This window comes from Pararhizobium sp. PWRC1-1 (genome assembly GCF_049897905.1).
In the GTDB taxonomy this organism is placed as follows: Bacteria; Pseudomonadota; Alphaproteobacteria; order Rhizobiales; family Rhizobiaceae; genus Pararhizobium.
In genome coordinates this window covers 14,745-27,516 of record NZ_JAFCXE010000033.1, presented here as the reverse complement: position 1 = coordinate 27,516, position 12,772 = coordinate 14,745, and the positions used below count along the sequence as shown (strand labels likewise).

At 61.3% G+C, this 12,772-nt stretch carries 14 protein-coding genes; 9 read left to right on the top strand and 5 right to left on the bottom strand.

The annotated features are described in order from the left end of the window. Positions 1–6: 6 nt before the first annotated feature. The 4 genes from ACP7E0_RS31875 to larA are packed head-to-tail and all read left to right on the top strand — an operon-like array spanning position 7 to position 3,747. Complete coding sequence (locus ACP7E0_RS31875) at positions 7–1,008, top strand: branched-chain amino acid ABC transporter permease (protein ID WP_426131016.1); 1,002 nt, start codon at positions 7–9, stop codon at positions 1,006–1,008. Next, positions 1,005–1,730 carry an ABC transporter ATP-binding protein gene (locus ACP7E0_RS31870; RefSeq protein WP_426131014.1) on the top strand — a complete coding sequence of 242 codons (726 nt, stop codon included), beginning with the start codon at positions 1,005–1,007 and terminating at the stop codon, positions 1,728–1,730. Before ACP7E0_RS31875 ends, ACP7E0_RS31870 begins: the two co-directional genes overlap by 4 nt. Beyond that, complete coding sequence (locus ACP7E0_RS31865) at positions 1,727–2,455, top strand: ABC transporter ATP-binding protein (protein ID WP_426131012.1); 729 nt, start codon at positions 1,727–1,729, stop codon at positions 2,453–2,455. Before ACP7E0_RS31870 ends, ACP7E0_RS31865 begins: the two co-directional genes overlap by 4 nt. Next, positions 2,455–3,747: a nickel-dependent lactate racemase gene (gene larA, locus ACP7E0_RS31860; protein WP_426131010.1), complete on the top strand. Its 1,293-nt coding sequence runs from the start codon at positions 2,455–2,457 to the stop codon at positions 3,745–3,747. Before ACP7E0_RS31865 ends, larA begins: the two co-directional genes overlap by 1 nt. A 4-nt stretch (positions 3,748–3,751) precedes the next feature. Here larA and ACP7E0_RS31855 read toward each other — a convergent pair whose 3' ends face one another. After that, positions 3,752–4,504, bottom strand: a complete 753-nt coding sequence (locus ACP7E0_RS31855; RefSeq protein WP_426131009.1) for a FadR/GntR family transcriptional regulator — start codon at positions 4,502–4,504, stop codon at positions 3,752–3,754. Positions 4,505–4,560: 56 nt separating this feature from the next. On the opposite strand from ACP7E0_RS31855, the gene ACP7E0_RS31850 reads away from it, so the two are divergent. From ACP7E0_RS31850 to larB, 4 genes are read left to right on the top strand one after another with little or no spacing between them, the layout of a single operon-like run. Further along, entirely contained in the window at positions 4,561–5,538 is a 978-nt protein-coding gene (locus ACP7E0_RS31850) for an NAD(P)-dependent oxidoreductase (RefSeq protein WP_426131059.1), read from the top strand. A 15-nt stretch (positions 5,539–5,553) separates the two neighbouring features. Continuing rightward, positions 5,554–6,828, top strand: a complete 1,275-nt coding sequence (locus ACP7E0_RS31845; RefSeq protein WP_426131007.1) for a LarC family nickel insertion protein — start codon at positions 5,554–5,556, stop codon at positions 6,826–6,828. Beyond that, entirely contained in the window at positions 6,825–7,622 is a 798-nt protein-coding gene (locus ACP7E0_RS31840) for an adenine nucleotide alpha hydrolase (protein WP_426131005.1), read from the top strand. Before ACP7E0_RS31845 ends, ACP7E0_RS31840 begins: the two co-directional genes overlap by 4 nt. After that, on the top strand, positions 7,619–8,296 hold the full coding sequence (gene larB / locus ACP7E0_RS31835) for a nickel pincer cofactor biosynthesis protein LarB (protein WP_426131004.1): 678 nt from the start codon (positions 7,619–7,621) through the stop codon (positions 8,294–8,296). The genes ACP7E0_RS31840 and larB overlap by 4 nt, the downstream gene beginning before the upstream one ends. A 34-nt stretch (positions 8,297–8,330) precedes the next feature. Here larB and ACP7E0_RS31830 read toward each other — a convergent pair whose 3' ends face one another. Genes ACP7E0_RS31830 through ACP7E0_RS31815 form a run of 4 tightly spaced genes read right to left on the bottom strand, consistent with a single transcriptional unit; the run spans position 8,331 to position 12,184 of the window. Continuing rightward, positions 8,331–9,179: a fumarylacetoacetate hydrolase family protein gene (locus tag ACP7E0_RS31830; RefSeq protein ID WP_426131002.1), complete on the bottom strand. Its 849-nt coding sequence runs from the start codon at positions 9,177–9,179 to the stop codon at positions 8,331–8,333. Between the two features lie 31 nt (positions 9,180–9,210). After that, complete coding sequence (locus ACP7E0_RS31825) at positions 9,211–9,954, bottom strand: SDR family oxidoreductase (RefSeq protein WP_426131000.1); 744 nt, start codon at positions 9,952–9,954, stop codon at positions 9,211–9,213. Next, positions 9,951–10,733, bottom strand: coding sequence for a FadR/GntR family transcriptional regulator (locus tag ACP7E0_RS31820; protein WP_426130998.1), 783 nt, complete (start codon positions 10,731–10,733; stop codon positions 9,951–9,953). The genes ACP7E0_RS31825 and ACP7E0_RS31820 overlap by 4 nt, the downstream gene beginning before the upstream one ends. Next, positions 10,730–12,184, bottom strand: coding sequence for an FAD-binding oxidoreductase (locus ACP7E0_RS31815; protein WP_426130997.1), 1,455 nt, complete (start codon positions 12,182–12,184; stop codon positions 10,730–10,732). The genes ACP7E0_RS31820 and ACP7E0_RS31815 overlap by 4 nt, the downstream gene beginning before the upstream one ends. Before the next feature lie 161 nt (positions 12,185–12,345). Between ACP7E0_RS31815 and gloA the strand changes: the two genes are divergently transcribed. Continuing rightward, complete coding sequence (gene gloA / locus ACP7E0_RS31810) at positions 12,346–12,756, top strand: lactoylglutathione lyase (RefSeq protein WP_426130995.1); 411 nt, start codon at positions 12,346–12,348, stop codon at positions 12,754–12,756. Positions 12,757–12,772: the final 16 nt, after the last annotated feature.

The window sequence follows — 12,772 nt, the reverse complement described above, 5'->3', positions numbered from 1 at the left end:
AACACAATGATCAAATCCGTCTCCTCGGTGCGCTCGCTCGCACCGGTTCTTATCGTACTATTGTTGCTGGCGCTCGTTCCGCTATTCTCGCCAAGCAATCGCTTTCTATCGCTTGCCATCTCGGCCGGCATCAACATCATCGCGCTTTATGGCCTTTCCGTGCTGTTCGGGCAGACGGGCATCCTGTCGATGGGCCATGCGGCTCTGGTCGGCGTCGGCGCCTATACGGCAGCCCTTCTTGCCCGGGATTTCGATATCGGTTTCTGGGTATCCATTCCGGTCGCCGGCATCATGGCCGCCATCGTCGCGGCGATAATCGGCATTCCGTCGCTTCGGGTCAGCGGCCACCACTTCGTCATCATGACCTTCGCATTTGGGCAATTGCTGACGATCATCCTGACCAACGGCGGCGATTATACCGGCGCTGCCAGCGGCCTCGACTTGGGCAAGCCCGTAACGATGTTCGGCGTGGACCTTGATGTCCTGTCGCGCTTTTACCTGCTCGTCGTCGCCTTCGTGACGATCAGCGCGGTGGCAAGCTGGGCGATCATCAATTCATCCTACGGCCGGACGCTGCGCGCCATCCGTGAAAACGAGAAACTGGCTGCGGCACTCGGCATCAATGTTGGCGGCCACAAGATCGGCGCCTTCATCGTCAGCGGCGTTTTTGCCGGCGTTTCCGGTGTACTGCTCGCCTACTTCCTGCGCCATATCTCGCCCGGCCAGTTCGCCTCCTTCCCGAGCATCTATCTGGCGCTGATGGTCATGATCGGCGGCGCGCGCCTCCTGCTCGGGCCGCTTGCCGGCGGCATCCTCGTCTCCTTCCTGCCGGAAGTCCTGAACCTCGATCCGGTCCAGTCCCGGATTCTCTACGGCGTCTGCCTGATCGCGGTCATCCTTTTCCTGCCCAATGGCCTGATCGCCGGTATTGCCGATGGCTGGACCTGGCTCGTCAAGATGTCGAAGCGCACGCCGGCAACGGGTAATGTTTCGGAGGTCGGCCGATGAACGCCATTCTCGACATCAAGGGCCTGCGCAAACAGTTCGGCGGCGTCACCGCGCTGTCAGGCGTGGATCTCGCGATCAACGAAGGCGAGATCCTGGGCGTGGTCGGACCGAACGGGTCCGGCAAGACGACGCTGTTCAATGTCGTCACCGGCGTTCACAAGCCGACCGCCGGCACCGTGACCTGGAAGGGCAAGGACATTACCGGCATCCCCGCCAACCAGATTTCGCGCAACGGCATCGGCTACACGTTCCAGCAGGCCATGGCCTTCCCAGGGCTGACCGTGCTGGAAAATGTCCAGATCGCCACCGAACACTCCGCCGCATCCGCCCGCACCGATTTCGCCTGGCCGACACCGGCCTCGCTTTTGGAATTCGTCGGCATTCTTAGTCTGGCCAACGAGAAAGCCGGCATCCTGCCCTTCGGCAGCCTGCGCCTGCTTGGCCTCGCTCTTGCGCTTGCGACACGCCCTTCGCTGCTGCTGCTTGATGAACCCGCAGCTGGCCTCAACGATCGCGAAACGGCGGCACTGGTGGGTCTCGTCCAGCAGTTTCCAGCGCACGGCATCAGCGTCTGCGTCATCGACCACGACATGAAGCTGATGCAGATGCTTTGCAGGCGCCTCGCCGTGCTCGATTTCGGCGCGAAGATCGCCGACGGGCCAACGACGGAGGTGCTGCACGACCCGAAGGTTCTCGAAGTCTACCTCGGAGGTGAACTGTGACCCTGCTCTCCGTCTCCAATGTCACCACCGGCTATGGTCCGACGATCGTCAATCGCGACGCATCGCTGACCCTCGAAAAGAACGAGATCATCACCATTCTCGGCCCCAATGGTGCTGGCAAATCTACGCTGCTGCGTACCATCGCCGGGCTCGTCAAGCCACGTGCTGGGCAGATCACCTTCGATGGCGAGACCGTGACCGGTCAGCCGCCGGACGTGATGGCCAAGCGCGGCGTGGTGCTGGTGCCGGAAGGCCGGCGCATCTTTGCCGACATGACGGTCGAGGAGAACCTGCGTCTCGGCGCCTATACCCGCCGCGATGCCGACGGCATCAATGCCGACGTGAAGACGATGGAATCCTTCTTTCCGATCCTTGCCGCAAAACGCAACGACAAGGGCGGATCGCTAAGCGGCGGCCAGCAACAGATGCTGGCGATCGCGCGCGGTCTGATGGCAAGACCGAAGGTGCTTTTGCTCGATGAGCCATCGCTCGGCCTCTCGCCGCTTCTCGTCAAGGAAATCAAGGCTATCATCCTCAATATCGGCGAGCGCTTCGGCGCGTCGGTTCTGCTCGTCGAGCAGAATGCAGGGCTTGCCCTCTCCGTTGCTGCCCGTGGTTATCTGATGCAAAATGGCCGCATCGCCATCTCCGGGCCAATTGATGAACTCAGGGATATGTCGCTGATGCGTGAGCTTTATCTCGGCGGAATCAAGGAGACGGCGTGATGCAGGACGAAACGATTGCGCTTTCCTATGGACACGGCCACCTGACCGTGCGGATGCCCAAAGGCGCCGAACCGACGGTCATTCGCAAACAACAATTGCCAAAGATCGGTAATCCGAAAGCGGCCGTGATGGAGGCGCTCGAAAATCCAATTGCCTCATCGCCCCTATCGCAGCTGGTCAAGGGCCGCAACAGTGCCTGCATCCTGATCTGCGACATCACCCGGCCGGTTCCGAACCATCTCTTCCTACGCCCGATGATCGAGACCATGCTTGCCGGCGGCATTCTGCGCGAAAACATCTCCGTCTTGGTCGCGACCGGCCTGCACCGGCCCAATCTCGGTGAAGAATTGGCCGAACTGGTCGGCGACCCATGGGTGCTCGAAACTGTGCGCGTCGAAAACCACTACGCCCGCAATGAGGAAGACCACATCGATCTCGGCTTCACGCCGACACGGGCTACGCCGGTCAAACTCGACAAGCTTTTCGTCGAAGCCGACCTGCGGATCGCAACCGGGCTCGTGGAGCCGCATTTCATGGCCGGCTGGTCGGGCGGCCGGAAGGTGATCGCCCCCGGCGTCGCTCATCACGAAACCATCCGCACCTTCCATTCCGCCCGCTTCATGGAACATCCACTGGCCGTCCAGTGCAATCTGATCGGCAATCCACTGCATGAGGAGCAGCTCGAAATCGTCAAGCTGCTCGGCGAGGTCTACGCACTGAACACCGTTCTCGACGAAGAGCGGGACCTCGTCTGCGTCACCTTCGGCGAAATCATCGCCAGCCATGCCGCCGCCGTCGAATTCGTCAGTGAAGCAACGCGCATCGGTCTGCCGCGAAAATACTGCACCGTCGTCACCTCCTCGGCCGGTTATCCGCTCGACAAGACCTATTACCAGACGATCAAGGGGATGGTGACGCCGCTCGACATTCTGGAACCCGGAGGCACGCTGATCATGGTCTCCGAGTGCTCGGAAGGCTTCGGATCCCATGAATTTCGCGAAGCGCAGGCGCGGCTGGTCGAACTCGGTCCCGAACGGTTCCTCGCGACCCTGACCGCCAAGTCACTTGCCGAAATCGACGAATGGCAGACGGAGATGCAGTTGAAGCCGATGCGGGTCGGCCGCATCGAACTCTACACGACGGGTCTTGCCGGCGCGGACCGCGAACTGACCGGCGTGACCATGATCGCCGACCTCACAAATGCGATCGCGAGTAGCATGGAGCGCAGCGGCAATCGTCAGGTGGCAGTCATCCCGGAGGGGCCGTATGTCATTCCGCAGTTCTCGGCTTGAACGTTCAGGACGTCGGTTGCCCGGAATGATCGCGAAGTTCCGCGAAGCGGGCAGCACTTCGGGTGAGATGGCTACGCAGCGTTTTTTTAGCGGTGCTCTCGTCGCGATCGCGGATAGCAGCAAAGATTGCGCCGTGTTCGCGGCGCATGCGAGCCATATGCTTTTGCCGCTCGGCCGGCCCCATCGTATCGAACCGGGCCCATTGCCGCGGAATCATCAGGTTGCCGAACGTATCGAACAGACGGGCATAATAGGAATTCTGCGTCGCCACCAGGATCGCCCGGTGAAAAGCGAAATCCTCGGCAGCCCCGGAGCCACCGCCCATAATGGACACATCGAGCGCGTCGAGCCTGGCCTGCATCCGCTCGAGATCCTCGTCGGTGCGTCGCAGCGCCGCGAAACCTGCCGCCTCAACCTCGATGCCGATGCGCAGTTCCAGCACACTGATAACTTCCTCGATCGATTCAAGGTCGTTTGGAACGATGGAAAAAGACCTGGGGTTGGGATCATTGGAAACGAAGGCACCGAGGCCCTGACGTGTGGTAATCAATCCCTTGGCTCGCAGAGACGCAAGCGCTTCGCGCACAACTGTGCGGCTGACGCCGGTCGCCGTCATGATCGCCTGCTCGGTCGGCAGCCGCTGCCCGGGCGCGAGATCGCCGGATTCGATCTGGGCGATCAGCGTATCAACCAGACCGCTGCGCAGGTTCGGCGTATGCTGGATGGCGTTGAACAACGCCCCTTCCTTTTCCGTCATCGTCTCAGAGACCCTTTCACGCGAGCCCTTTCCGCGAAATCCACTTCACTCCTGCTATCCGATGGCAGCAAAAAAAGCAAAACAGGCCTGCAACAGCAGAGCTGAACCACCCGGGAGAAGACATCATGAACGAACGGATCGGATTTATCGGCCTCGGCGCCATGGGCTCCGGCATGGCCGCCAATCTGCTGGCGAAGGGGTTTCCGCTGAGCGTGCTTGCCCATCGGCGCCGGGAAGCGATTGACGATCTGGTCGCCAAGGGCGCCATCGAAGCAAAGACGGCACGGGAACTGGCGATGGCAAGCGATATCGTCGTGCTCTGCGTCACCGGGTCGCCACAGGTGGAGCAGGCGATCAAGGGACCAGAAGGCCTCGCCTCGGCCGGCAAGCCGCTCCTGATCATTGATTGCTCGACGTCAAATCCTTCGACCACCGTTGCTCTGGCTGCCGATCTTGCGGCAAACGGCATCACCCTGATCGATGCGCCCTTGGCCCGCACGCCAAAGGAAGCCGCCGAAGGCAAGCTGGATGTCATGTCCGGCGGGGCGCCGAAAGTTTTCGCGCGGGCAAAACCGGTTTTCGATGCGTTTGCCGCACGTGTTATCCATACCGGCCCGACCGGCAGCGGCCACACCATGAAGCTTTTGAACAACTTCATCTCGATGGGCTATTCCGCTATCTATTCCGAGGCATTGACGCTCGGCGTCAAGGCCGGGCTGACGCCGCAGGTTTTCGACAGTGTCATTCGCGGCAGCCGCATGGACTGCTCCTTCTACCAGGCATTCTTCGACTTCGTGCTGAACCGCAACGAGAACGCGCAGCGCTTTGCCATGGTCAACGCTTTGAAGGACATGTCCTATCTCGCGTCCTTTGCCCAAGCCACAGGCGTCGCCAACCCGATCGGCGCGGCGGTGCGCAACAGCTTTGCCACCGCTGTCGCAACCGGCCATGGCGAGGCTTTCGTTCCTGCACTTTCGGATGTGATTGCCGGCCTTAACGGCGTATCGCTGACAAATCCGATCCAATCGCGATAAGGTGGGGGAAGCACGATGAAGGCGTTTCACCTCGATCCCGTCGGCGGCATTGCCGGCGACATGTTCGTTGCTGCCGTCCTCGACGTCCGGCCGGACTTCGAATCCGGCCTTCGTGAAACACTGTCGCGTTGCCCGTTGATCGATGATGTTTCCGTCGCAGTTGTTAAACACAGTGATGGCGTGCTGACAGGGCGGCGTTTTCTGGTCGACCGCATGCAGAAGGGACCGGTGCCTGTCGAGTATCGCCCTGTTCAGGAGCACCACCATCATGATGATGACGATCATCATCACGGCGATAGTCATGAGCATACGCACGCACACACGCATGTTGCGTGGCGAGACATTCGAACGGCGCTGGAGAACTCCCAGCTCGATTCCACCGTTGTCATGCATGCGATCGGCATCTTCGCGCTGTTGGCCGAAGCGGAGGCGAGAGTCCACGGAACCATGCCCGACGAGATCAGCTTTCACGAGGTCGGCGCCTGGGACTCGATTGCCGACATTGTCGGCGCAGCCTATCTGATCACACAGCTGGATGCTGTGACCTGGACAACAGGGGCCTTGCCGCTCGGTTCCGGACGGGTTCGGACCGCGCATGGCCTGTTGCCGGTCCCCGCCCCCGCGACGGCGCTGCTGATGGAAGGCTTCGCGACCATCGATGATGGCATCGGCGGCGAGCGGGTCACCCCGACGGGTGCCGCAATCCTGCGTTATCTGTGCAAGGAACCCGCATCCCGCTTACCCCGCACCCTGATTGCCTCCGGCCACGGGTTTGGAACGAGAGCGTTGCCGGGCATCAGCAATTGCTTGCGCATTCTCTGCTTCGACACACAGATGGATGCTCCCGCGGCGGAAACGATCGCCGTGATCGAATTCGAGACAGACGACCAGACCGGTGAGGATCTTGCCCATGCGATCGATCACCTGCGGGTGCAGGATGGCGTGCTCGACGTGGTGCAGGCACCGATGTTCGGCAAGAAAGGCCGGATGATCGCACATGTGCGCATTCTCGCCCGTCCGGATGCGTTGCAGTCCGTCGCGCAGCGTGTTTTCGAGGAAACCAGCACGATCGGTGTCCGGCATTCTCTGGTTCAGCGCATGGTGCTGGCGCGCGAGGTAAGGGAAATCCAAGGAAACGGCCGAGTGCTTCGCACCAAGACTGTCGAAAGGCCAGGCGGTCCGACCATAAAAATAGAGGCGGACGATCTCGCCGTTGTTGCCGGCAAGGGCGCACGTGATACGATCCGCAGGACAGTCGAGATGGCAGACAAGGCGAAGGACGCAGGATGATGGACGCGCTGCGCGACATTCTCCGGGATATGGGTCCGGCAACGGTCGCCGTTAGCGGCGGCGTGGATTCGATGACGCTCGCAGTTCTCGCAAACCGCACTCTAGGCCGCAATCAGGTAACGATGATGCATGCTGCTTCGCCAGCTGTTCCGCCAGAGGCGACGCAGCGCGTCAGGCGATGGGCTGCGGCCGAGGGTTGGGATTTGCGGGTCATTGATGCCGGGGAACTGGTGGACGAGACATATCGGAGCAATCCGCTCAATCGCTGTTTCTTCTGCAAGGTCAATCTCTATGGCACAATCACCGATCTGACCGACCGCCAAATCTTGTCGGGCGCCAACACGGACGATCTCGCCGAATACCGGCCGGGGCTGGACGCCGCCCGCCAATATTGCGTCCGCCATCCCTATCTCGAAGCCAGGATAGACAAGACCGGTGTGCGCGCGCTCGCCCGCAGCCTCGGCCTCGGCGTTCTCTCCGATCTCCCCGCTTCGCCCTGTCTTTCAAGCCGGGTCGAAACGCTGATCCGCATCGAACCGGAAACCCTGAAGGCCATCCATGCGGTTGAACTGCTTGTTGCGGATCGGCTCTCGCCACGCATCGTGCGCTGCCGCGTCCGGCAGGCCGGCATCGTCGTCGAACTCGACGCACTGAGCCTCGATGCCGCAAGTCCGTCCGAACGTTTGGTACTGACAACGTCGATCGCCGAACTCCTGCCGATTAACCTGGCCGACAAGTCCATCGCCTTTGCCGCCTATCGCAACGGCAGCGCATTCGTCGGGGCCAAACCATGAGCGGCAACGACATCGTCTTCGACTTCAGCCGCGCCGAGCGTATCGGCCTTGATGAGGCGGTCTTCTGCCAGATGAAGTCGGCGACACAGATCGATGCCATTCTGGACGGCGCATTGCAACGAGATGCCGGCCTCCTTTTAACACGTATCGACCCGGATAAACTGACGGCGCTTTCGCCCGCGCATCAGGAGCGGATCGACTACTGCGCAATTTCCCTGACAGCATTTTTCGGCCCACTGCGGCCTGTCGCTTCACGTGGCGCTGTCGCCATTGTCGCCGCGGGAACGTCCGACGCTTCGGTTGCGCGCGAGGCAGCGCGCACACTGCGCCACGCGGGCGTCGAAGCCTCGCTGATCGTCGATGTCGGCGTGGCGGGGCTCTGGCGATTGACCGAGCGGCTGGATGAAATCCGTCACCATCCGGTCGTCATTGCGGTCGCAGGAATGGATGCGGCACTCGCCAGCGTACTAGGTGGCCTCGTCTCCTCGGCAATGATCTGCGTTCCGACCTCGGTCGGCTATGGTGCCGCGGAGAGTGGGCGGACGGCTCTCAACGCCATGCTGGTCAGCTGCGCGCCGGGTCTTACGGTGTGCAATATAGACAACGGCTATGGCGCGGCCTGCGCCGCGATGCGCATTCTGGCAACCGCCGCGAGGATGCGCGCCCTGGGCTAGTATGCCCAGGGCGCATCGTTGCACTGAGCTGAAATCAGGCGGCGTCGACCGTCAGCTGCTGCTGCTCGCCGAGCCCTTCGATGCCGAGCTTGATGGTCTGGCCGGCCTGCAGAAAGATCGGGTCGGGCTTGATGCCGAGACCGACCCCGGGAGGCGTGCCGGTGGAAATGATATCGCCTGGCTGCAAGCTCATGAACTGCGAGATGTAGTGAACGAGGAACGGCACGGTGAAGATCATCGTTTTCGTCGACCCGTTCTGGCGGGATACGCCGTCGACGGTCAGCCACATCTTCAGGTTCTGCGGATCGGCGATCTCGTCTCGCGTTACCACCCAGGGGCCGATCGGGCCGAAACTGTCGGCCGACTTGCCCTTCGTCCACTGGCCGCCACGCTCCGACTGGAATGCGCGCTCCGACACATCGTTGATCAGGCAATAGCCGGCAACATGCGTCATCGCATCCCCTTCTGTGACATAGCGCGCCTCGTCGCCGATGACGACGCCGAGCTCGACTTCCCAATCGGTCTTCTTCGAGTTGCGCGGGATGATGACATTGTCGTTCGGGCCGGTGATGGCGCTGGTCGCCTTCATGAACAGGATCGGTTCTTCCGGGATGTTGGCGCCGGTCTCGGCAGCATGGTCGGCATAGTTGAGGCCGACGCAGATGAACTTGCCGACGCGCGACACGCACGGCCCGAGGCGGCCGGGGTTTTCGACCAGCGGCAGGCTCTTCGGATCGAGTGCTTCGATCGCAGCAATGCCGGCGCTTGTCAGCACTGCGCCGCCAATGTCCGGCACGTGGCCGGAGAGATCGCGCACCTTGCCGTCGGCATCGAGAAGTGCGGGCTTTTCGGCGCCCGGCTGGCCATAACGAAGAAGTTTCATGATTGTATCCTGTGAAAGATGAAAGCGATGATCAGGCGTTCGACCAGCCGCCGTCGACCACGATGGCATTGCCGGTCATGAAGGCCGATTCGTTACTGGCGAGGAAGACGACAAGTTCGGCGACTTCTTCCGCCGACCCCAGCCGGCCCATCGGCTGACGTCCGATGAAGGCGGCGCGTGCTGCATCGTAATCGCCGGTCGCCCGCATTCGGTCCTGCAGTGAAGGGCTTTCGACCGTGCCGGGGCAGATCGCATTGGCGCGTATGCCCTTGCCGACATAGTCGAGCGCAACGGACTTAGTCATGCCGATGACGGCGGCCTTGGTGGTGCCGTAGATGAAGCGATTGGGGGCGGCGATCACCGTCGAGGCGACAGAGGCCATGTTAACGATGGAGGCACCGCCGTTGTCGATCATGCCGGGCAGGAAGGCACGGATCATACGGTACATCGCCCGCACGTTAAGGTTCACGGAGAAATCGAAGGCGTCCTCGTCGCACTCCAGGATCGAGCCATTATGGACATAGCCTGCGCAATTGAAAAGGATGTCGGGTGCTTGGATATCCGCAGCGAAATCCGTGATCGCCTTGGCGTTCAGCACGTCGAGTTCCCGTGTTGCGACGCCGGGCAAACCTTCCAGCGACTGCAATTTCGCTGCGTCGATATCGGTGGCGATGGTCGTTGCGCCCTCGCGTGAAAAAGCGAGGACGGCCGAACGGCCCATGCCCTGGCCAGCGGCCGTTACGACCGCTGTCTTTCCTTCAAGCCTGCCTGTCATTTCTGGATATCCTTGGACGTTTCCTGAATGGCCGCGCTCAAAGAGCCCGGTTCGATATCTGCGGGATCGGCAGCCAGCGACAGACCAACGCGCTGCGCGGCACCCGCCAGATGCAGATGCATGGCCCGTTGCGCCGCGTCCGGATCACCCGCCTCGATGGCATCGAGAATCTGCTGATGCTCGCCCAGCGTGATGCTAGCGAGATCGTCGGAGCGACGCTGGTTGCCGGAAGCGAGAATGCTGTCGCGTACCCGCTCGGAGGCAAACATCAGAAATGGCACCATGTAGACGTTCTGGGTTGCGGCAGCGACCGTCATGTGAAACTCCAGATCCGTCTTCAGCCAGGTCACGCTGCCATAGGGCGCCGCCGCCATTGTCGCCAGGGCTTCTCTCATGGCTTCAAGATCGGCTTCCGTGCGGCGCTGTGCAGCCAATGCGGCGACCTGCACTTCCAGAATGCCACGAATTTCGAAGAGGTTCTGGAATGCATCGGCCTGCTGCAGCGAATCGTGATCGATTGTCAGCACGGTGGAGTTCGGCACGTCGGCGACGAAAGCACCCCGGCCCTGCTGCGACCAGATGCGGCCTTCCGAACGCAACCGTGCAATCGCCTCGCGCACGACGTTTCTGCTAACACCGAAGGTCTGGGCCAGAGCCTGCTCCGTCGGCAGTTGATCGCCAGGGCTCAGCCGTCCCTGCGCGATTTCGCGAGAGATGGAGCTGGCGACGAGCGTCGAGAGATGCGGGCCGCGATTGACCTTGTCGAGTTTCAGCATCATCGCCCACCTGCTTCCGGAAATTGCGCGCGCGGCGGAAAAATTCTTCCCCGGCTCATGATTCCTGTTGGGTCTAGCGCATCCTTGATCCGGCCTGCAAGATCAAGCGAAACCTCGTCGATGCGCTTCAGGAAAGCTTCCTGCTTGACCCTGCCGATGCCGTGCTCGGCGCTAAGCGAACCGCCGTAGCGATCGACGACATCGAAAATCACCTCTTCGGTTTCATGGAAGAGCGTTTCGATCGCCTCTGCACCCATGCCGGCGGGTGGCACGATATTGAGATGGATATTGCCATCCCCCACGTGACCATACGTGACCGGCAAAGCGTCAGGGTGGCTTTTGCCAAGCGCCTCCAGCGCATCCCCAACAAAGCCGGCAAGCGTCGAGATCGGCACAGACACATCGGTCCGGAGGTAACGGCCGCCACGCCCCTGCGCGTCGACCATGAGCTCCCGCAAAAGCCAGAGCTGTTGGCCCTGCGCCCGGCTGGCAGCAACCACGCCGTCGAGGATGAGATCATCGGCACCGATCAGGAAATCCTGCAGGATTGCACGCAGATCGACGCGACCACCGGCGGAAGCCTCGACCAGCACATAGACGGGGCAGATTTGCGACAGTGGATCACGCACATCCGGGCGTGCACCCAGCGCGATCTCGATACCGCCGCGCAGGATCAACTCGAAAGCCGTGAGAAGGTCGCTGCATTCGCGCCGCGCGCGGGCATAAAGCGCCATCGCGTCATCGACCGAACGAAGGCCGACCAGCGCCGTTTCCACCTGCGTCGGCTTCGGAAACAGCTTCAACGCCACGGCGGTCACGACGCCGAGTGTTCCCTCGCTGCCGATAAAGAGCTGCTTTAGGTCATAGCCGCGATTGTCCTTTCGCAGAAGCTTCAGGCCGTTCCAGATCCGCCCGTCCGCCAGAACCACTTCGAGCCCGAGCACGAGATCGCGGGTCATGCCGTAGCGCAACACATTGAAGCCCCCGGCATTGGTGGCCACATTGCCGCCGACACGGCAGCTGCCCTGCGCGCCGAAGGTAATTGGCAGGATGCAGTCCTCGGCTTCCGCATAGCGCTTAGCCTCCTCTAGGATGCAGCCGGCCTCCACGACCATGGCGAAGTCGATGGCGCTGATGGAGCGAAGCTTGTTCAGCCTTTCCAGCGATATGACGACTTCTCCGCCGCCGGGGTCGGCGACGGCAGCACCAACAAGGCCGGTCAGTCCGCCCTGCGGCACGACCGGAATGTCGTTGGCATTGCAGTAGCGCATCACTATGGAGACCTCAGCGACGGAGCGCGGCCGTGCCACGGCAAGCGGTATGCCGAAATGATCGCCAGACCAGTCCTGGGTGTAGCGCTCGATCTCATCCTGGGCGGCCAGAAGAATGCCGTCAGGTAGCGCCGCCTTGAGCGTCGCCAGCAGCTTTTCGCGCGGTATGGTAACGGCGTCCATCAAGCGACCTCCGAAGCTGATCGAAAACAACTGGACAATGACATCAGTTGCATGGTTATCATACAACACTGATAATGAACATCAAGGGAAATGCGTGCTTTCGCACAACCTTGATGGCGAAAATCAGAATGAAATCCTAATCTTATCGGAGGAAGAAGACGATGAGCGTTACCAGCGGTTTTCGCAACATGCACACGATGATCCGAGTTTTTGACCTGGATGCGTCGATCAAATTCTACACCGAGCTTCTCGGCATGACGCTTTTGCGCCGTGACGACTACCCGGGCGGAAAATTCACCAACGCTTTTGTCGGCTACGGGCCCGAAGAGACCGATACGGTCATCGAGCTGACCTATAACTGGGGGCGCGAGGACCGGTACGATCTCGGCACCGGGTTTGGACATCTGGCGCTCGGCGTTCAGGATATCTACGCTGTCTGCGCCGAATTGGAAAAACAGGGGGCCAGCATTCCGCGCCCGCCGGGACCGATGCTGCATGGCACCACGCATATCGCCTTCATCGAGGATCCGGATGGTTACAAGATCGAATTGATCGGCCTCGACACGATGTAAAGGGCGCAAGCTTCGG

Bases quoted from the DNA above. Each gene is read 5' to 3' on its own strand.
- ACP7E0_RS31875 (WP_426131016.1), top strand. From the start codon at position 7: ATGATCAAATCCGTCTCCTCGGTGCGCTCGCTCGCACCGGTTCTTATC.
- ACP7E0_RS31870 (WP_426131014.1), top strand. From the start codon at position 1,005: ATGAACGCCATTCTCGACATCAAGGGCCTGCGCAAACAGTTCGGCGGC.
- larA (WP_426131010.1), top strand. From the start codon at position 2,455: ATGCAGGACGAAACGATTGCGCTTTCCTATGGACACGGCCACCTGACC.
- ACP7E0_RS31855 (WP_426131009.1), bottom strand. From the start codon at position 4,504: ATGACGGAAAAGGAAGGGGCGTTGTTCAACGCCATCCAGCATACGCCG.
- ACP7E0_RS31845 (WP_426131007.1), top strand. From the start codon at position 5,554: ATGAAGGCGTTTCACCTCGATCCCGTCGGCGGCATTGCCGGCGACATG.
- ACP7E0_RS31840 (WP_426131005.1), top strand. From the start codon at position 6,825: ATGATGGACGCGCTGCGCGACATTCTCCGGGATATGGGTCCGGCAACG.
- larB (WP_426131004.1), top strand. From the start codon at position 7,619: ATGAGCGGCAACGACATCGTCTTCGACTTCAGCCGCGCCGAGCGTATC.
- ACP7E0_RS31830 (WP_426131002.1), bottom strand. From the start codon at position 9,179: ATGAAACTTCTTCGTTATGGCCAGCCGGGCGCCGAAAAGCCCGCACTT.
- ACP7E0_RS31825 (WP_426131000.1), bottom strand. From the start codon at position 9,954: ATGACAGGCAGGCTTGAAGGAAAGACAGCGGTCGTAACGGCCGCTGGC.
- ACP7E0_RS31820 (WP_426130998.1), bottom strand. From the start codon at position 10,733: ATGATGCTGAAACTCGACAAGGTCAATCGCGGCCCGCATCTCTCGACG.
- ACP7E0_RS31815 (WP_426130997.1), bottom strand. From the start codon at position 12,184: ATGGACGCCGTTACCATACCGCGCGAAAAGCTGCTGGCGACGCTCAAG.
- gloA (WP_426130995.1), top strand. From the start codon at position 12,346: ATGAGCGTTACCAGCGGTTTTCGCAACATGCACACGATGATCCGAGTT.